The sequence below is a fragment of the Pseudomonas sp. genome (assembly GCF_049301935.1).
Taxonomy (GTDB): domain Bacteria; phylum Pseudomonadota; class Gammaproteobacteria; order Pseudomonadales; family Pseudomonadaceae; genus Aquipseudomonas.
This window is the reverse complement of record NZ_JBAQLP010000142.1, coordinates 55,717-72,767: the sequence shown is the minus strand read 5'-3', so window position 1 is coordinate 72,767 and position 17,051 is coordinate 55,717. Positions and strand designations below refer to the sequence as shown.

17 protein-coding genes and 1 pseudogene are annotated in these 17,051 nt (G+C 61.0%); 12 read left to right on the top strand and 6 right to left on the bottom strand.

What is annotated here, in order from left to right; all coding sequences use genetic code 11:
• Nucleotides 1-47: 47 nt before the first annotated feature.
• Nucleotides 48-935 carry an acyltransferase gene (locus tag WA145_RS18770; RefSeq protein ID WP_422583011.1) on the bottom strand — a complete coding sequence of 296 codons (888 nt, stop codon included), beginning with the start codon at nucleotides 933-935 and terminating at the stop codon, nucleotides 48-50.
• 147 nt (nucleotides 936-1,082) lie between these two features.
• Between WA145_RS18770 and WA145_RS18765 the strand changes: the two genes are divergently transcribed.
• The 6 genes and pseudogenes from WA145_RS18765 (at nucleotide 1,083) to WA145_RS18740 (ending at nucleotide 7,350) form a co-directional block, all read left to right on the top strand.
• Nucleotides 1,083-2,309 carry an HD-GYP domain-containing protein gene (locus WA145_RS18765; RefSeq protein WP_422583010.1) on the top strand — a complete coding sequence of 409 codons (1,227 nt, stop codon included), beginning with the start codon at nucleotides 1,083-1,085 and terminating at the stop codon, nucleotides 2,307-2,309.
• A gap of 152 nt (nucleotides 2,310-2,461) precedes the next feature.
• Nucleotides 2,462-3,634: pseudogene (locus WA145_RS18760) on the top strand (methyl-accepting chemotaxis protein); the annotation flags it as partial.
• Nucleotides 3,611-4,492: a methyl-accepting chemotaxis protein gene (locus WA145_RS18755; protein WP_422583023.1), complete on the top strand. Its 882-nt coding sequence runs from the start codon at nucleotides 3,611-3,613 to the stop codon at nucleotides 4,490-4,492. The pseudogene WA145_RS18760 and the gene WA145_RS18755, both read left to right, overlap by 24 nt.
• 155 nt (nucleotides 4,493-4,647) lie before the next feature.
• Entirely contained in the window at nucleotides 4,648-5,331 is a 684-nt protein-coding gene (gene creB, locus WA145_RS18750; protein WP_422583009.1) for a two-component system response regulator CreB, read from the top strand.
• Nucleotides 5,331-6,764: a two-component system sensor histidine kinase CreC gene (gene creC, locus WA145_RS18745; RefSeq protein WP_422583008.1), complete on the top strand. Its 1,434-nt coding sequence runs from the start codon at nucleotides 5,331-5,333 to the stop codon at nucleotides 6,762-6,764. Before creB ends, creC begins: the two co-directional genes overlap by 1 nt.
• Nucleotides 6,765-6,909: 145 nt before the next feature.
• Nucleotides 6,910-7,350, top strand: a complete 441-nt coding sequence (locus WA145_RS18740) for a CBS domain-containing protein (protein WP_422583007.1) — start codon at nucleotides 6,910-6,912, stop codon at nucleotides 7,348-7,350.
• A gap of 21 nt (nucleotides 7,351-7,371) precedes the next feature.
• On the opposite strand, the gene WA145_RS18735 is transcribed toward WA145_RS18740, so the two are convergent.
• Nucleotides 7,372-7,848 (bottom strand): DinB family protein, encoded by a 477-nt coding sequence (locus WA145_RS18735; protein WP_422583006.1) that lies wholly within the window; start codon nucleotides 7,846-7,848, stop codon nucleotides 7,372-7,374.
• A 142-nt stretch (nucleotides 7,849-7,990) separates the two neighbouring features.
• On the opposite strand from WA145_RS18735, the gene WA145_RS18730 reads away from it, so the two are divergent.
• Nucleotides 7,991-8,143: a DUF3096 domain-containing protein gene (locus tag WA145_RS18730; protein WP_275962302.1), complete on the top strand. Its 153-nt coding sequence runs from the start codon at nucleotides 7,991-7,993 to the stop codon at nucleotides 8,141-8,143.
• Between the two features lie 39 nt (nucleotides 8,144-8,182).
• On the opposite strand, the gene WA145_RS18725 is transcribed toward WA145_RS18730, so the two are convergent.
• Complete coding sequence (locus tag WA145_RS18725; RefSeq protein ID WP_422583005.1) at nucleotides 8,183-8,524, bottom strand: DUF2834 domain-containing protein; 342 nt, start codon at nucleotides 8,522-8,524, stop codon at nucleotides 8,183-8,185.
• Nucleotides 8,525-8,714: 190 nt separating this feature from the next.
• Here WA145_RS18725 and creD point away from each other — a divergent pair, with 190 nt between their 5' ends.
• From creD to WA145_RS18700, 5 genes are all read left to right on the top strand, one after another.
• Nucleotides 8,715-10,073, top strand: coding sequence for a cell envelope integrity protein CreD (gene creD, locus WA145_RS18720; RefSeq protein ID WP_422583004.1), 1,359 nt, complete (start codon nucleotides 8,715-8,717; stop codon nucleotides 10,071-10,073).
• A 56-nt stretch (nucleotides 10,074-10,129) separates the two neighbouring features.
• Nucleotides 10,130-10,447: a hypothetical protein gene (locus tag WA145_RS18715; protein ID WP_422583003.1), complete on the top strand. Its 318-nt coding sequence runs from the start codon at nucleotides 10,130-10,132 to the stop codon at nucleotides 10,445-10,447.
• Nucleotides 10,448-10,847: 400 nt separating this feature from the next.
• Nucleotides 10,848-11,108 carry a DUF4212 domain-containing protein gene (locus WA145_RS18710; protein WP_422583002.1) on the top strand — a complete coding sequence of 87 codons (261 nt, stop codon included), beginning with the start codon at nucleotides 10,848-10,850 and terminating at the stop codon, nucleotides 11,106-11,108.
• A gap of 3 nt (nucleotides 11,109-11,111) precedes the next feature.
• Nucleotides 11,112-12,881, top strand: a complete 1,770-nt coding sequence (locus WA145_RS18705) for a sodium:solute symporter family protein (protein WP_422583001.1) — start codon at nucleotides 11,112-11,114, stop codon at nucleotides 12,879-12,881.
• A gap of 159 nt (nucleotides 12,882-13,040) precedes the next feature.
• The gene (locus WA145_RS18700; protein WP_422583000.1) at nucleotides 13,041-13,547 is read left to right on the top strand and encodes a hypothetical protein; all 507 of its coding nucleotides are present in this window, start codon (nucleotides 13,041-13,043) and stop codon (nucleotides 13,545-13,547) included.
• A 594-nt stretch (nucleotides 13,548-14,141) separates the two neighbouring features.
• Here WA145_RS18700 and WA145_RS18695 read toward each other — a convergent pair.
• The 3 genes from WA145_RS18695 to WA145_RS18685 form a co-directional block, all read right to left on the bottom strand.
• The gene (locus tag WA145_RS18695; protein WP_422582999.1) at nucleotides 14,142-14,513 is read right to left on the bottom strand and encodes a hypothetical protein; all 372 of its coding nucleotides are present in this window, start codon (nucleotides 14,511-14,513) and stop codon (nucleotides 14,142-14,144) included.
• Nucleotides 14,514-14,761: 248 nt separating this feature from the next.
• Entirely contained in the window at nucleotides 14,762-16,012 is a 1,251-nt protein-coding gene (locus WA145_RS18690) for a peptidyl-prolyl cis-trans isomerase (RefSeq protein ID WP_422582998.1), read from the bottom strand.
• Nucleotide 16,013: 1 nt separating this feature from the next.
• Nucleotides 16,014-17,003 carry a hypothetical protein gene (locus WA145_RS18685; protein WP_422582997.1) on the bottom strand — a complete coding sequence of 330 codons (990 nt, stop codon included), beginning with the start codon at nucleotides 17,001-17,003 and terminating at the stop codon, nucleotides 16,014-16,016.
• Between the last annotated feature and the right edge of the window lie 48 nt (nucleotides 17,004-17,051).

Sequence of the window (17,051 nt, the reverse complement as noted above, 5' to 3'; positions counted from 1 at the left end):
ACCATCACGGCTAAAGTCCCTTTCACGGGCTTTGGCCGTGAGTTGTTTCAGCCTTCGGCGCGAATCTGCGCGATCCGCGCATCCTTGTCTTGCCAGAGTTTCGTCACCCAGTTCTGCACAAACTGGCGAAACTCCCCGTCGTTTTCGTAATCGCCCTGCCACAGCGCCGGGTCGAGTTCGCGGGTCTGGATATCGACGATCACCCGGTCCAGCTGGCCGCTGATCAGGTCCCAGAAACCGGGAATGCGTTTGCCCGGATACACCAGCGTCACGTCCAGCACTGTGTCCAGCTGTTCGCCGAGTGCCGCCAGAACAAAGGCCACGCCGCCAGCCTTGGGCTTGAGCAGGTACTGATAAGGCGAGCCTTGCTGCGCCTGTTTGGCCGGGGTAAAGCGGGTGCCTTCGAGGTAGTTGACCACGGTCACCGGCAGGTCCTTGAACTTCTCGCAGGCGCGCTTGGTGATTGCCAGATCCTGGCCCTTGAGCTGCGGGTGCTTGGCCAGAAACGCCTTGGAGTAGCGGCGCATAAAGGGGTAATCCAGCGCCCAGAACGCCAGGCCGAGCAAGGGCACCCAGATCAGCTGCTGCTTGAGGAAGAACTTGAAGTAGGGCGTCTTGCGGTTGAACGCCTGCACCAGGGCGGGGATGTCGACCCACGACTGGTGGTTGCTGATCACCAGGTAGGAGGTGCTCTGGCGCAGGTCGGCACTGCCGCGAATGTCCCAGTGCACCGGCAACAGGGTGGCGAAGATCAGCTTGTTGAGCTCGGCCCAGGTTTCCGCCACCCACATCACCCCGCGCGAGCTGGCGGTTTTCAGCGCCTTGCCAGGCAATACAAACTTGCCGAGGGCGATCAACAGCAACGGGCCGATCAGTATCAGCGTGTTGAGCAGCAGCAGAGTAATGACGCTAAGACCGGTGAGCAGGCGGCGCATGGCAACTCCTTAAGGTGCGCGGGTGGCGCAAGCATAAGCAGTCGTGGCAGGGCTTCCAAGCCACTGCTGAGCGGGGTCATGCAGGCACGATTGATCATCTACGCTAACGGAGAGCCGTTGGTTGTCGTCCTTATTTGAGAGCGGTGCATGTTGAAATGTATTGCTGTGGCCGATCTGCGTGTCGGTATGTATATCCATGAGTTTTGTGGTGCATGGATGGACCACCCGTTCTGGAGGTCCAAGTTTCTGCTCAAATCAGAAAAAGACCTGCAGCGGATCAAGGCCAGCAGTATTAGCGAGCTGTGGATCGATGTCAGTAAAGGTCTGGATATCGCAGTCGGTACGGCCAGTGCCAGCCCCGAAGTGGTCGCCGCGGCCGCCGAGGCCAGCCTGCTGGCCGCCGTGCAGAGTCAGCCGATCAGCCTGGCGGTGTCGATGGAGGATGAGGTACAGCGCGCGGTCAAGTTGTGCGCCAGTGCCAAAACGGCGGTGATCAACATGTTCGCCGATGCGCGCATGGGGCAGGCGTTGCAGTTCGAACAGGCCGGTGAGCTGGTCGAGGAAATCTCCGATTCGGTGCTGCGTCATCCCAATGCGCTGGTCAGTCTGGCGCGACTGAAAAATGCCGATGAATACACCTATATGCACTCGGTGGCGGTCTGCGCCCTGATGATCGCCCTGGCTCGCCAGCTGGGTCTTAACCAGGGGCAGGTGCGCGAAGCCGGGTTGGCCGGGTTGCTGCACGATATCGGCAAGATGGCGATTCCCGAGGTCGTGCTGAACAAACCCGGCAAGCTGACCGACAATGAGTTCGCCATGGTGCGTGGTCATCCCCAGGCCGGCACGCGCATGCTGCTCGACAGCAAACAGGTCGGTGGGCTGGTGCTGGACGTGTGCCTGCATCACCACGAAAAGCTCGATGGCAGCGGCTACCCGCACCGCCTGGCCGGTGAGCAGATCAGCCTGTATGCACGCATGGGCGCGGTGTGTGATGTGTATGACGCGATCACCTCCAATAGGCCGTACAAGCCGGGTTGGGACCCGGCCGAGGCGGTCCGCAAGATGGCCGAGTGGAAGGGCCATTTTGACCCCATGGTGTTCCAGGCCTTTGTCAAAACCGTGGGCATCTACCCGGTAGGCTCACTGGTGCGCCTGGAAAGCGGACGCATTGGCGTGATCATGGAGCAGCAGGCCGGCTCCTTGCTCACGCCCAAGGTCAAAGTGTTCTTCTCGACCCACTCGCAAAGCCCGATTGCTCAGGAGGTTATCGATCTGCGGCAGCTGGTCGGGCACGACAAGATTGTCAGTCGCGAGTCCGCCGAAACCTGGGGTTTTCGGCAGGTCGACGAGCTTTGGAGCGGCCTCTCTAGCTAGAGTTTTCCGCGACACCTTAATAGGTGGCCTGCGCACTCATCTATGCTCAGCACAGCTTGTCGTTTACAGGTGCGCTGCTTGGGCGTGCTTCTTGCTTGAAGTTTTGCTTTGGTGCGCCCCGTAGTGGGCGCGCTCAACAGGTTGAGGTGTGTATGACTGGAGTACTCAAACCGGGCGTGCGGTTGCTGGAGCGGTTCAGCTTCGCGCGCAAGTTTCAGTTGGTGTTTGTGCTGTTCGCGTTGCCGCTGGGCTTTTCGCTGTGGGTGATCAGCAGCAATTATCAGGATCGACTCAATTCCATCGACAATGAATTGCAAGGCATCAGTGCCCTGCAGGGCATGGCTGGCGTGCAGCAGGCACTGCTGGAACAACGTAGCCTGCTGTCGCGCTGGAAGGGCACCGATAAAACCGCCGAAGCGCTGCTGCGCGAACGTGCCGCCGGTCTTGGCCCCGCCATACAAGCGCTGGAGCAGCCGCTTAAATCCGCATTGCTGAGTGACCAGGCGCGCCAGCATTTGCAGAATCTCAGCGCCGGCCAGGCCGAGCTGAGTATCGATGTGCTGGGTAAGCTGGCCCTGCCCGACGCCCTCGAACGTTACCAAAAGAACCTGTTGAGCCTGCTGGCCCTGCGCGAACAGGTGGCCACCGACAGTGGCTTGATCCTCGATCCGCAGATCGACACCTACCTGATGATGGAGCAGCTGACCTACACCCTGCCGCGTTTGCTGGAGCAGTTGGGCAGTTTTGCCAGTCAGGGCTATGGCGCGGTGGTGTCGCAGCATTTCACCTTGCAGAGCCGGGTGCTGATTCGCGATCTAAGACGTAGCCTGGATGAGTCGCGCAGCCAGCTGCTCAAGGCGCAATCGACCCTCGGCCTCCAATCGCCGCGTGCCATGCGCCAGCTGCAAGGGCCCTATGAGGAGGCGTTGCAGGGCTATGAAGCCTTCCTCGCCGGCATCGACCGCGACATGTTCGAGGCCAGCCCGATGGCCCTGACCCCGGAGCAGTTCGTGCAGCGCACCGATGCCCTGCAGGGCCAGTTGTTTGGCCTGCAGGCGGCGCTGTATCAGCAGTTTGTCGCCAGCCTCGCTGAGTATCGGCAGAAGACCCTGATTGCGATGATCGAAGTGATCGGCGTGTTCAGTCTGCTGACCCTGCTGGCGCTGTATGTGCTGTTCTGTCTGAATGCCTCGATCCGCCGCAGCACCGCCGGGATTATCCAGGCCGCCGAAGACTTGCGCGATGGTGACCTGCGCGTGCGTATGCAGGTGCATGGTGCGGATGACCTGGCGAGTATCGCCATGGCACTGAATACCGCCGTCAGCCAGTTGCGTGACTCCATGCAGGGGGTCAATCAGCAGAGCCAGCAACTGGGTGGCACCGTGCAGATGCTCAACGGCGAGGCGCGCAATGCCCTGGGGTCGGTGGAGCAGCAACAGGCGCAGATGAGCCAGATTGCCGCCGCCGCCACTGAAATGGCCGCCACCGCGCAAAGCGTGGCGCAGAGCTGCGAGCAGGCCGCTGTGGAGGCCGGGCAGACCCGCGAGATTGCCGAGCAGAGCAACCAGCGCAGCGCGCGCACCAGCCAGAGCATGCGCCAGCTCAGCAGCCGCCTGGGCGACAGTGCCAGTACCCTGCAACAACTGCGCGCGCAGACCGAGCAGATCACCCGCGTGGTGGACGTGATCAAGGGCATCGCCGAGCAGACCAATCTGCTCGCGCTCAACGCCGCCATCGAAGCCGCGCGCGCCGGCGAGCAGGGCCGCGGCTTTGCTGTGGTGGCCGATGAAGTGCGGAGTTTGTCGCAGCGCACGCAGAACTCCACGGCGGAAATCGCGGAAACCGTGGCCAACCTGCACCGTGTGGTGGGTCAGTCGGTGACCCAGATGGAAGACGCCGTGCGCCAGGCCGAAGGCGACGTCGGCAGCGTGCTGGCCATGGGCGAGGACCTGGCCGCGATTGTCGAATCGGTGCAGCTGGTGACTGATCGCCTGGCGCAGATCGCCACCGCCGCCGAGCAACAGGCGGCCACCGCCGATGAAGTCAGCGGCAATATCCAGCAGGTCGACCAGGCCGCCAGTGCCCTGCTGGAAGGCGCCCAGGCGGTGAGCAATGCCGCCGAGCAACTGCGCCAGGGCAGCCAGGCGTTGGCGCAGAATACCGCACGCTTCAAGCTCGACTGAGGTCCGTAGGAGCGGACTTGTCCGCGATGCGGTTGTCCACACGGCATCGCTCGCGGCCAAGGCCGCTCCTACAGACGTGTTGCTCTAGCCTCGCCCTTGACGCTGGCCACGGCCTACCGCAGGCTCCTCGCCGAGTTGCCACGAGCAGGACGCCCATGCCGCATATTCTGATTGTCGAGGATGAAGCCGCGATCGCCGACACCCTGATCTTCGCCCTGCAGAGCGAAGGCTTTACCACCACCTGGTTAAGCCTGGCCGAGCAGGCTTTGGTGGAGCAGCAGGGCAATCCGGCGGATCTGTTGATTCTCGATGTCGGCCTGCCGGATATCAGCGGCTTCGAGGCCTGCAAGCGCCTGCGGCGCTTCTCCGAGGTGCCGGTGATTTTCCTCACCGCGCGCAGCGAGGAGATCGATCGGGTGGTCGGCCTGGAAATCGGTGCCGATGATTACGTGGTCAAACCCTTTAGCCCACGGGAAGTGGCGGCGCGGGTCAAGGCCATCCTCAAACGTATGGCGCCGCGTGAAGTCGCTGTAACCGTGCCACTAGGCCCGTTCCAGGTGGACCGCGAGCGGGTGCAGATCCACTACCACGGCCAGCTGCTGAGCCTGACCCGCCACGAATTCCGCCTGCTGCAACACCTACTGGCGCAGCCGGAACGGGTGTTCTCCCGCGAGCAGTTGCTCGATGGCCTCGGCGTGGCCTTGGATGCCGGTTACGAGCGGACCATCGACAGCCATATCAAAAGCCTGCGCGCCAAGCTGCGGCAGGTGGCTGCTGCGGCGGAACCGATTCAGACCCATCGAGGCCTGGGTTACAGCTATTCGCCGAGGCACGCCTGATGCCCCTGGGGATACGTATCTTTCTGGTGTACTTCCTGTTTGTCGGGCTGGCCGGTTGGTTTGTGCTGAGCACGGTGATGGACGAAATCCGCCCCGGCGTGCGCCAGAGCACCGAGGAAACCCTGGTGGACACCGCCAACCTGCTGGCGGAGATTTTGCGTGACGAGGTCAAGGCCGGCCGCCTGCAACAGAGCCGCTTGCCCGCCTTGCTACAAGCCTATGGACAGCGCCAGCCGCAGGCGCAGATCTGGGGCGTGGAGAAAACCCAGGTCAACCACCGCATCTACGTCACCGACGCCAAAGGCATGGTGTTGCTCGACTCCACGGGTGCGGCGGTGGGCCAGGATTATTCGCGCTGGAACGATGTGCTGCGCACCCTGCGCGGCGAGTACGGCGCGCGCTCGACCAAGGAAGACCCGAACGACCCCGATTCCTCGGTGATGTACGTGGCCGCGCCGATCATGGACGGCACGCAGATTATCGGCGTGGTCTCGGTGGCCAAGCCCAATCGCACCTTGCAGCCCTATATCGAACGCTCCGAACAGCGCCTGGCCTGGCTTGGCGGCGGGCTGATCGTGCTCGGCCTGTTGATCGGTGCACTGCTGTCCTGGTGGCTCAGCACTGCGCTGCGCAAGCTGACTCGCTATGCCCAGACGGTCAGCGCCGGTCAACGTGCCGAACTGCCCAGCGTGCGCGGCGGCGAATTGGCGCAACTGGCCGAGGCCATCGAACGCATGCGCACCGAGCTGGAAGGCAAAGCCTATGTCGAACGCTATGTGCATACCCTGACCCACGAGTTGAAAAGCCCGCTGGCGGCGATTCGCGGCGCGGCAGAGTTGCTCGATGGTGAGATGCCGGCACCACAACGGCAGCGTTTCGTCGCCAATATCGAGCAGGAAAGCGCGCGTATGCAGCAGTTGATCGAACGCCTGTTGCACCTGGCCCAGGTCGAGCAACGCCAGGGCCTGGAAGAGCAGGTGAGGGTGCCGCTGCGCGCATTGCTCGAGTCGCTGTTGCAGGCGCAAATGGCGCGTATCGAGGCCGCCGGCCTGCAGATTGAAAACCACATTGGCGCAGAGTTAAGCGCGCGCGGCGAGGCCTTTCTGCTGCGTCAGGCGCTGGCCAATCTGCTGGACAACGCCCTGGATTTCACCCCGCCCGGCGGGTTGCTCCGCTTTAGCGCCGAGGCGCGTGCTGGGCAGATCGAGCTGCGGCTGTTTAACCAGGGCGAGGCGATTCCCGATTACGCCCTGGCGCGTCTGAGCGAGCGTTTCTACTCACTGCCACGCCCCGCCAGTGGGCGCAAGAGCACCGGTTTGGGGCTGAATTTTGTCGAAGAGGTGATGCAGCTGCATGGCGGCGAATTGCATATCGGCAATGTCGCGGGCGGGGTCGAGGCGCAGCTGCGTCTGCCGCTGTGTCCTGACAATTGAAGCGCGGCTTGGCACCGAGCTTGCTGGTTTGCAATGGTTGCGCTGAGCCCGCACAGGTGCTCTGATCAAATCATCAGGTTGGCCGGCAATGGTCTGCCTGCGCACTATCCTCAATGCCAATAAGAAACAGAGCAGGAGCCGCTGCATGAAAACAGTTGCCGAGATCCTTCGCGCCAAGCCCCAAGCCGCCGTGTACAGCGTCACGCCCAGTACCTCGGTGCTGGATGCCATCAAGCTGATGGCCGAGAAAGGCATTGGTGCCCTGGTGGTGTTGGATGACAAAGGCCGCCTGGCCGGCATCGTCAGCGAACGTGACTACGCGCGCAAAGTGGCACTGCTGGAGCGCTCCGCCTTCAGTGCGATGGTCAGCGAAATTATGACAGCAGATGTCATAACCGTCGGCCTGCGCGACACCTCGCAACACTGCATGCAGCTGATGACCGACCGCCACCTGCGCCATCTACCGGTATTGGCCGAGGGCGAACTGATCGGTCTGCTGTCGATTGGTGACCTGGTCAAACACACCATCGCTGAACAGGCCAGTCTGATCCAGCAGCTGGAACAGTACATTCGCGGCGAGTTATGAAAGGCAGCGCCGCTCGCGGCGCTACGGCTGATCCTGATGCAGAAAACGCGTGTAGATATCCCTGGGCGGTGCGAGCCCTACTTGCGCCATGATCCGGCCAACGGCGCCACGGTGATAGCCGCCGTGGGTGACGACATGCGCGAGCATCTCCGCGCGGCTCATGCAGCCGGCGTCGCCATCGACGAAGGTGAAGCTCAGGCGCTCGGCCAGCTGTTCGGCGTCTAGCCCGGCGACATAGTCCAGGTACCAGCGATCAGTCTCTTGCACCGCCTGCTGCAGCGCTGCCAGCGTGGGCGTCTGCGGGGTATTGGTGGCGCTGTAGTCGTGGCGGATGCCTTGCAGATTGGCGACAAAGATCCGCTCGACCACATGGATATGGTTGAGGATGCGCAGGGCGGCGTGCAATTCGCTGTGCTGGCTGAGCGGATCAAGGCGCTGCAACTCAGCGAGGAGCTCCTGGTTGGCCCAGGCCTGGTACTGCAGTAATGAGGTTAACAAGCTGGCGCTGCTCATAAGTGGCCTTTACTACAAGGGTTGTTTAATCGGCGGATGGCTGGGTGGCGGCTCTGCGGGTGGATAGTGCTGTGCACTTTGCGCGTGGCGCGCATACTGGCGCTTCAATAACCCTCAGGTGACGATGATGACCCTTGCCCTTACCCCGCTGATTTCGCTGATTGCCGGCATTTTGATTCTGGTGATGCCGCGTTTGCTGAACTACATCGTGGCGATTTATCTGATCGTGATTGGTCTGGTCGGCATCTTCGGCACCGGCAATTTCAATCTGAGCTTTTAAGCGTTGAGCAGCCCCGGTTTCCGCGGCTGCTTCGTTCCATCAAGCTGCAGTTGAGGCACTCTCCCGTGGCTCACGGCTGTCTATAGCCATGGCCTTGAGCACCAGGTACAGCAGCGGTCCGACCGAGACAAACAGCGCAGTCAGGGCAAAGAATGGCAGTAGGTAGAGCAACGACTTGCCCCGTGCACGGCCGTCGCGGTACATCCAGATGCAGGCCAGGGTAGCGAGGATATACAGGTCGATCACCACCTGGGCGGTATCGGGACTGGACATCAGCTGTATGCCAAATTGCAGCAGCGACTGCTCCGCATACAGCATCACGTACAGGGTGTAGGCGCTGAAGGCCAGTAGGGTGAGCAGGGGCAGTGCGAGCTTTTTCATGGTCCGTCCTTGGTGGTATGGAATGCTTAGGCTTTTACTTTTCTACAAGCGCTCAGCAATCCTTGACGCTACTCACTTCACCCTAGCCTGTCCATGCCACATCTCCACACAGTCTCCATCAACCCTCCATAAAGCCACCACTTACGCCGCCCAGACTCTGCCTACCTAAACCGTAGCGGAGAGTTGCACCATGAGCCGTATTCTGGGATTCAAGCTGGGCGCCATTGCCTTGCTGATTTTATTGTTGTTGGTGCCGCTGTCGATGATCGGCGGGTTGGTCAGCGAGCGGCAGTACCAGCGCGCCGAGGTGCTGCAGGACATCGCGCGCAGCTCCAGCTATCGCCAGCAGCTCACCGGGCCGATTCTGGTGCTGCCTTACACCAAGGTCTGGCACCAGTGGAAAACCCACGCCAAGACCGGTGAGCGTTATATGGAGGAGCAACGCAGCCGTGGCCGTTTGTACTTCCTGCCAGAGCGCTTTGTGCTCAATGGCCAGGTCAGTACCGAGGAGCGTGCGCGGGGAATCTACAAGGCACTGCTGTACCGCAGCGATAACCAGATCAGCGGCGCATTCAAGCTGCCGGCGCGCCTGGGGCTGGGCGATGAGCTGGGGCTGTATCAGTTCGACCGGCCCTTTCTCTCGGTCGGTATCAGCGATAGCCGTGGCATCAGCAATGACCTGCAGCTGCGCTTCAACGGCACCAACCTGAGTTTTGAACCCGGCAGCGCCGAGGAGCGCTTCGGCGCCGGTGTGCATGCACCGCTGCCAGCGCTGGATAGCCAGGGTGGGCAAACCCTGGAGTTCGCCTTCGACCTCAAATTGCAGGGCACCGAACAGTTGAGCATCACCCCGGTGGGTCGCGACAGCCGAGTCGAGCTGACGTCCGGCTGGCCGCATCCGAGCTTTGTCGGCGAATACCTGCCGAGCAGCCGTGAAGTGTCAGGCAAGGGGTTTAAAGCGCAGTGGCAGACCAGCTTCTTCGCCACCAACCTGGAAGAGGCGCTGGCCGACTGCGTACGTGAAGACAGCTGCAATGCACTGACCGCGCGCAACTTTGGCGTGAGCTTTGTTGACCCGGTGGACCAGTACCTGAAGACCGAGCGGGCGATCAAATATGCCCTGCTGTTTATCGGCCTGACCTTCGCCATGTTCTTCCTCTTTGAGGTGCTCAAACGCATGGCCGTGCACCCGGTGCAATACGCCCTGGTGGGCTTGTCGTTGGCGCTGTTCTACCTGTTGCTGCTGTCGCTGTCAGAACACCTGAGTTTTGCCCTGGCCTACGGTATTGCCGCCACCGCCTGCGTACTGCTGATCGGCTTCTACGTCAGTTACGTATTGCACAGCGCACTGCGCGGTGCGGGCTTCGGCACCTTGCTGGCGCTGCTCTACGCCATGTTGTTCGGCCTGCTCGGAGCCGAGGACTACGCCCTGCTGATGGGCTCGGTACTGGTGTTCGGCGTGCTCGCCGGGGTGATGATATTGACCCGCAAACTCGACTGGTACGGCGTCGGCCGCCAGCCCCTGGCCAGCTCCGCCAGCAACCTTTGACGGACAGCGGCGCAGGCCCGGCCTGCGCCGCTGCTTTACCGGTGTGGGAGTCGCACATGATGCGTTTATTGATGCGGTTGTTTATACGAGGGGCAGCCTGTTTCGCCCTGGGGCTGGCAGTGGCCTTTATGGTGCTGCTGGGCCTGATGTTCTGCGGCCAGTTTGACCTGATCAAAGGCCTGCAGCTGACCGGCCAACCCCTGGCGCAGCTGGGCTTGGTGCTGTTGCCGGATGCGTTCTGGGAGGGGCTGACCGGTCTGGCAGACGCCGCGCAGAACCCTGAGGTGCAGTCCTTTCTCAGCCTGTGCACGGCGCTGGGCCAGGTCGGCCTGCTGCTGGCGTTTGGCTTCTTCCGTCTGTGGTATGGGCGATGAGCGGGCATCTCGGTTTGCGCGAAGAGTCGCGCGCCGGGCACTTGCTGGCGCGGCGGATTGCCCGATTGTTTGCCGCTGCGACGTGCCGGCAGGCGAAGCCTGCAACTGGCAAGCCTGGAGCGGTTGGCGATGTGCTTGCGCAGTCTCGGTAAGGCGCGCTGAGGGCTGCCGTACAGGTGTGGTGCGAAGGCGTTTAACGGAGCGCGGTTGTTCTGCCATTCGACTAACGTCCTAGCGCTGCGCCTCGACTTTTTCGACGGTGAGTTAAGTCTTGGTTATTTATAGATAAATGGCGTTTTTAAGGTGGCTTTAGGCGGCTAATACCAATGTCTATCTGTCGGCTAGGGCAACCTGCTGCTAGCTTTAAGGTGCATGAGAATAACAATAACCGGAGGAGTTTATGACTTCTGATCAAGCTAACGCTGCAGCGTACTGGAAGGCGAATGTTCGGCTGATTACCTGGAGCCTGATTGTCTGGGCCCTGGTGTCTTTCGGCTTTGCCATACTTCTTCGACCCATGCTGGCAGGTATCTCTGTCGGCGGTACCGACCTTGGCTTCTGGTTCGCCCAGCAAGGTTCGATCATCACCTTTATCGTGATCATTTTCTTCTACGCCTGGAAAATGAACAGGCTCGATAAACAATTCGGTGTCGAGGAATAATCCATGAGCCAGTTTGTAATCAATATGCTGTTTGTGGGCGCGTCCTTCGCGCTCTACTTCGGCATCGCTATATGGGCACGTGCCGGCTCGACCAAAGAGTTCTATGTCGCCGGCGGTGGTGTGCACCCCGTGACCAACGGCATGGCGACTGCAGCCGACTGGATGTCTGCGGCTTCTTTTATCTCCATGGCGGGTCTGATCGCCGCCGGTGGTTATGCCAACTCAACCTTCCTGATGGGCTGGACCGGTGGCTATGTGCTGCTGGCCATGCTGCTGGCGCCGTACCTGCGCAAGTTCGGCAAGTTCACTGTGCCGGACTTTATCGGTGATCGCTTCTACAGCAGAGGCGCACGTCTGGCTGCCGTGGTCTGCCTGATCATCATCTGCGTTACGTACGTGATCGGTCAGATGGCCGGTGCTGGCGTGGCGTTCTCGCGTTTCCTCGAAGTGAGCAACTCCACCGGTATCTGGATCGCTGCCGGCGTGGTGTTCTGCTACGCGGTGTTCGGTGGGATGAAGGGCATTACCTACACCCAGGTTGCTCAGTACGTGGTGCTGATCATCGCCTACACCATTCCAGCGGTGTTTATCTCCCTGCAACTGACGGGCAACCCGATTCCGATGTTCGGTATGTTCAGTGAGCACACCGAGTCAGGCATGCCGCTGCTGCAGAAGCTCAATGAGGTCGTCGCGGGTTTGGGCTTTACCGACTACACCGCGGATGTCAGCAACAAGCTGAACATGCTGCTGTTTACCATGTCGCTGATGATTGGTACGGCCGGTCTGCCACACGTAATCATTCGCTTCTTCACTGTGCCGAAAGTCGCTGACGCACGTTGGTCGGCTGGCTGGACCCTGATCTTTATCGCTCTGCTGTACCTCACGGCTCCGGCTGTGGCGTCTATGGCACGTTTGAACCTGCTGAACACCGTCTATCCACAGGGTGTCGAGGCTCCAGCGCTGGCCTATGAAGAGCGTCCGGAGTGGGTGAAGAACTGGGAAAAAACCGGTCTGATCACCTGGGAAGACAAGAATACTGACGGTCGCATTCAGCTGTACAACGATGCGGCTCCAGCCTTCACCCCAACTGCTGAAACGCGTGGTTGGAAGGGCAATGAGCTGACCGTGAATAACGACATTCTGGTACTGGCTAACCCGGAAATCGCCAACCTGCCGGGCTGGGTTATTGGCCTGATTGCAGCGGGTGCAATTGCTGCAGCGTTGTCGACGGCTGCCGGTCTGTTGCTGGCGATTTCCTCAGCCGTGAGTCATGACCTGATCAAGACGCTGATAAATCCGAAAATCAGCGAGAAGGGGGAAATGCGCGCTGCGCGGATCTCCATGGCGGTCGCGATCCTGCTGGCCACCTGGCTGGGGCTCAATCCGCCAGGCTTTGCCGCGCAGGTGGTGGCGTTGGCCTTCGGTATAGCCGCGGCCACGCTGTTCCCGGCGCTGATGATGGGGATCTTCTCCAAGCGGGTAAACGACAAGGGCGCGATTGCCGGCATGCTGGTCGGCCTGGTGTTCACCGTCGTCTACATCTTCCTGTACCTGGGTTGGTTCTTCATCCCTGGCACTGCGACTTTCGCCAACACCCCGGATAACTGGATGCTCGGCATCTCGCCGCTGTCCATCGGTACCGTGGGTGCGGTTATCAACTTCGCGGTCGCTTACGCCGTGTCGCTTGCGACCGTTGCGCCGCCGAAGGAGATTCAGGAATTGGTGGAAAGCGTACGTACTCCCAAAGGTGCTGGTGGCGCGTTGAGCCACTGAGCATAATCAACCCCGATCATCTTTGATCAGGGTCGTGCCAGCGGGCCTCCTTGGGAGGCCCGTTTTATTTCCTGCCATCCATGGCGGTCACCCTTCGGGCCGTCGCTGCGCAACGTTAAAAACTGCTCCAGGCAGTTTTTTATTTTCGGGAGTCAGTCAATGTTGTGGACAATACTTGCCATCGTGGTTTCGGGGCTGGGGGCGGCTGGTATTGCCATGCTGCTGCGCAAACTGACGCGCAACCGCTTGCCCAAGTGGATCATTCCGGCGTTTGGTGGTTTGGGCATGCTGAGCTACCAGATTTATTACGAGTACTCCTGGTTCGAGCACCAGTTGCAGCGTCAGCCGGCGGAGTCGGTGCTGGTGGCCAGTGAAACCGGCGAGGTGTTCTGGCGGCCCTGGACGTTCTTCTGGCCGATGACCACCGCCTTTACCGTGCTCGATAGCAAAAGCCTGCAGCGCCAGGAGGCGGACGCAGGTGTAATCGTAGCCTTCAACCTGTACCGCTTTGAAAAGCAGCATATCGACCGCGTCAGCCATCAACCCTACCTGCTCAACTGCAGCACTGCAGAACTGCTGCCCCTGGATGCACAGCAAAAGCCGCAACTGGATCAGATGAAGCGTATCGCGCGCGAAGAAGCGCTTTATCGGTATGCCTGTTCCTAAGGCGCGGTTCGAGCCTCGGAGCAACGCTGTACACGCCTGGCCAGCGGGGTTTAACCACGCATAAGGCCGGAGACGGGCTGCCAGCGAAATCTATCCACAGGTGCGGTGGCGCAGTTCTTGTGATCCAGCGCGCAGCAGCTTGTTTTGTGTGTGTTCGAATTGCATAAATTACTGATTTATAAGGATTATATTTAACCGGCACGGTTGTCGCCTTAGCAGGCCGTTGAAAAATCTAGGCGAGGCAGGCAAGACAAGGCGAAAACGGCCGAAAAAGCGCAGTTTACGTGCTGTAAATGAGCATTTTGAGGCCGTTTTCAACGCAGTATTGCCAACGCAGGTAGTTTATCAACGGCCTGTTAGGTAGGGTTCCCGGATCACTGCAGATCCATGACCCAAGGCAAGGAAAGCACTCATGCCAACACCCGCGTATCTGTCCCACGAAGGCACCAAGCAAGGCCTGATTGTTGCCGCTGATTCGACCTCTGCGTGTGAGGCTTGCAAGTCACTGGTTAGTTGATGAAGAAAATAGAGTGGTCTAGCCCTGCGAGGCATACAGCTATCGTCCTCCAGTGCCTAATGCCTTGTGTCGTAGCCTCATTGCCTGCGATCTGACGTCGCGTTTGCTTTTCCTGTCGCTATTTTCCCCTCCTGCAACAACTCCGGCCTTTCCCTCTGCAGTTTGCTTTGCAACATTTCCAGTTGCTCCAGTGCGGCGCGGGCTTCGTCGAGTTCGCTTTGGCTGCGTTCGCCAGACTGTGCTGCTTGTTCGATGCGTTCGCGGATGGCAGGTATCTGCTGTACGCCGCTGGCGTAGGCCATGATCTGGTCACGGGTTTGTTGGTCTTCGAAGGCGTTGTACTGCGCCGGGTCGGCCAGCTGTGCGGCGGAGGCGGGTTGGCGGGGTTTGAGTGAGCCCAGGGCGGGGCTGCGGGGATCGCCTTGGTCGGCCATCAACTGGATCAGCATCTGTGCTTCCTGGGCATTCAGTTGTGGTTCGCTGGGCGGCTCTTGCACAGGTTTTTCTGCAGGCGCTGGGATTGCTGCAGGCTGCTGTGCCGGGCGTGCGGCGGGCATCTCTGGCAAGCGAATGGGTGTGCTGGGTGGCGTTGCCGTCTGGGGCGCAACGGCTGGCGCAGTGCCGGCTTGGGGTGTGCGCACAACGGCGATGGTCACCGCGGTGATCACCCCGAGCAGGCCGATGCCGAGCCAGGCCTTCATAGCCCTTCGACCTTGGCATTGGCCAGCAGAGCGTCGACGCGGGCCTGGAAGGCTTGAGTCAACTGCTCCTTGGCCACGGCCTGGTTGACCTCATAGCGCACGCTGGGGTCGCTGAGTGGCAGTTGGCGGTCCTCACGGTTGCGCACCTGCAGGATTTCGAACGCGCCGTCGATCCGCATCGGCTGGGAGATGCTGTCCGCCTTCTGCAGCAAGGCGGTCTTGCGCAGAAAATCCAGCTGCGCATCCTGTGGGCGGATCGGGCCGAGGTCGCCGGGCGGTGTGTGGTTCTTGGTGTCGGCCAGTGAGTGGCGGCGTACGGCTTCATCGAAGCTCAGGCCCTGTTGCAGCTCGGCATACACCCGGTCGGCGCTGGCCTGATCGGCCAAGCGAATATGACTGGCCTGCACCTGAGCAACGTTGAGGTAAAGCTGCCGATTGCGTTGGTAGTAAGCCTGGGCATCGGCATCGCTGACCCGGCTGGCGAGCTCACGCAGGCTGGCGGTTTCATGGTGGAAGTCGTTGTGCAGGCCGAGCTGATGCAGGTACTTGTGGCGGATCAGCTTGTCGCGCACCAGTTGGCGGATGCCGGCCTGTTCCTCCGCGCTAAAACCTGTTTGCTCAAGCTGATACCAGAGGTAGTCGCGCAGCGCCTGCTGACGCACCTGTTCGGCCAGGTACTGCAGGTTGCCCTGCTGCAGTTCCACTCGACCTTGTACGTTATCGCCCTGATACAGCTGCAGCAGGTTCAGGCGCTGTTCGGCCCGACCGGGGAATTGCCAACTGATCAGTTGCACCTGCGCGGCATCGGCCTGCTGTTGGGGGCTCAGTTGCAGGCTGTCGAGTACTACGCCTTGCGTCTGCGCGGTCAGCACTTGCCGTAGGCGCGCACTGCTCAGCGCTTGTGGCTGGCGTAGGAAGGGCCGCACGTCATGGTCGAACTGGCGGCCGTAGACCTGCTCGATCAGGTTGCTCGCCTCGCGCTCGACCAGGGCATCCAGATCGCTGCTGTATTTGCTGTTTAGCTCAGTCTCCACTTCACGGGCCAGCAGATGGTTTTCCGCCAGGCCGGTGCGCAGCAGACGCAGGTCGGTATTGAATTTGACCCGGGTCACGGCCTGCTCCAGCAGGCCGATGCTCTTGCCGGGCAGGCGCTCACCGTTGATACGCAGGTCCTGGCTGCCCAGGGCTGACAGGCAGATGCCGGCCAGCCCCAGTACCAGCCAACTGCGCTGGATAAGCCCGCGCACCTTACAGGCCGCCCTGGCCGTAGAAGCTGTTGGCACCCTTGGTTAGCACGCTGACGGTGAGGGCGATGGACTCCGGAATCAGCTCCTTGGCCACCCGCAGGCGGGTGGCGTAGCTGGTGTCATACAGCGGCTCGGGGCGCTGATAGGCGATCTGAGCGGTTTGGGTCAGTAGATCGCGGATCGGCTTCTGCGGGTCATAGCTGCCGACGCGGTTGGCCACCGCGGCGATATTGTTCAGACCCTCGCTGAAATAATGGTCGTCCACCCAGCCTTCCCAGCCGGAGTGGCCATTGCCCGAGGTGACCCAGGCATGGTGCGGCTGCGCCACGTCGCCGGTGGCGTGCAGCGAGTAGCCGATGGTCTGCAGCGAGGGCGCGTTGTTGAACTGCTCGAACCAGTATTTGGCCAGGTTATCGATGGGCTGGAAGGCCGCCGTCTGGAAGTCGCCGTAGTGCGCCTGCCAGTTGGAGGTGCTGCCCTGGCGGTAGTGCGCTTCGGTGCTGTCGAAGTCGCTCTTCTTCAGTTCGCGGTTGTACAGGTAGACCATGGCGTACCAGTCGACATCGCCGCTCCAGCTGCCATCCACCTTGCGGTAGCGGTAGTCATAGCCGCCATGATCGTTGCCGTGGGCGTCGCCCTGGCGGGCCATGTTGATAAAATGCCAATAGGAGGTGTAATTGACCAGCGAGGCCGCTGCGCCCGCCACCGGCGCATGTTCATAGCCGACCCACCAGCCACCCAGGCGGGTGTCCTGGAAGTCATCGACGTCATAGGCAGCCTGGCCGAGGATTTCCCCAGCGCGGGCCTCGCTGCCGGCTGCGCCGACGTAGAACTGGTAGGCGCGTTTCATGTGCGGCGTGGCGTGCGCCGAGTTGAGGAAGGCCAGGGCGTCCTTGACGATATTCTTGTGCGTGGGTTGCGACCAGGCGCCGGCATGGCCGGCACTAAAAACCAGGCCTAGACCAGCGACCAGGGAGGTGAGGGTTTTCATAGGGAAGGCGCTCTTTTGTTGTTGGAGTTGCGCAGTATTAGCGGGCAT

Excerpts from the sequence above, each read along its gene's own strand:
- creD (WP_422583004.1), top strand. The coding sequence starts at position 8,715 with ATGAGCCGTATTCTGGGATTCAAGCTGGGCGCCATTGCCTTGCTGATT.
- WA145_RS18730 (WP_275962302.1), top strand. The coding sequence starts at position 7,991 with ATGACCCTTGCCCTTACCCCGCTGATTTCGCTGATTGCCGGCATTTTG.
- WA145_RS18740 (WP_422583007.1), top strand. The coding sequence starts at position 6,910 with ATGAAAACAGTTGCCGAGATCCTTCGCGCCAAGCCCCAAGCCGCCGTG.
- WA145_RS18705 (WP_422583001.1), top strand. The coding sequence starts at position 11,112 with ATGAGCCAGTTTGTAATCAATATGCTGTTTGTGGGCGCGTCCTTCGCG.
- WA145_RS18700 (WP_422583000.1), top strand. The coding sequence starts at position 13,041 with ATGTTGTGGACAATACTTGCCATCGTGGTTTCGGGGCTGGGGGCGGCT.
- WA145_RS18710 (WP_422583002.1), top strand. The coding sequence starts at position 10,848 with ATGACTTCTGATCAAGCTAACGCTGCAGCGTACTGGAAGGCGAATGTT.
- WA145_RS18725 (WP_422583005.1), bottom strand. The coding sequence starts at position 8,524 with ATGAAAAAGCTCGCACTGCCCCTGCTCACCCTACTGGCCTTCAGCGCC.
- creB (WP_422583009.1), top strand. The coding sequence starts at position 4,648 with ATGCCGCATATTCTGATTGTCGAGGATGAAGCCGCGATCGCCGACACC.
- creC (WP_422583008.1), top strand. The coding sequence starts at position 5,331 with ATGCCCCTGGGGATACGTATCTTTCTGGTGTACTTCCTGTTTGTCGGG.
- WA145_RS18715 (WP_422583003.1), top strand. The coding sequence starts at position 10,130 with ATGATGCGTTTATTGATGCGGTTGTTTATACGAGGGGCAGCCTGTTTC.
- WA145_RS18695 (WP_422582999.1), bottom strand. The coding sequence starts at position 14,513 with ATGCTGATCCAGTTGATGGCCGACCAAGGCGATCCCCGCAGCCCCGCC.
- WA145_RS18765 (WP_422583010.1), top strand. The coding sequence starts at position 1,083 with ATGTTGAAATGTATTGCTGTGGCCGATCTGCGTGTCGGTATGTATATC.
- WA145_RS18755 (WP_422583023.1), top strand. The coding sequence starts at position 3,611 with ATGGCACTGAATACCGCCGTCAGCCAGTTGCGTGACTCCATGCAGGGG.
- WA145_RS18770 (WP_422583011.1), bottom strand. The coding sequence starts at position 935 with ATGCGCCGCCTGCTCACCGGTCTTAGCGTCATTACTCTGCTGCTGCTC.
- WA145_RS18685 (WP_422582997.1), bottom strand. The coding sequence starts at position 17,003 with ATGAAAACCCTCACCTCCCTGGTCGCTGGTCTAGGCCTGGTTTTTAGT.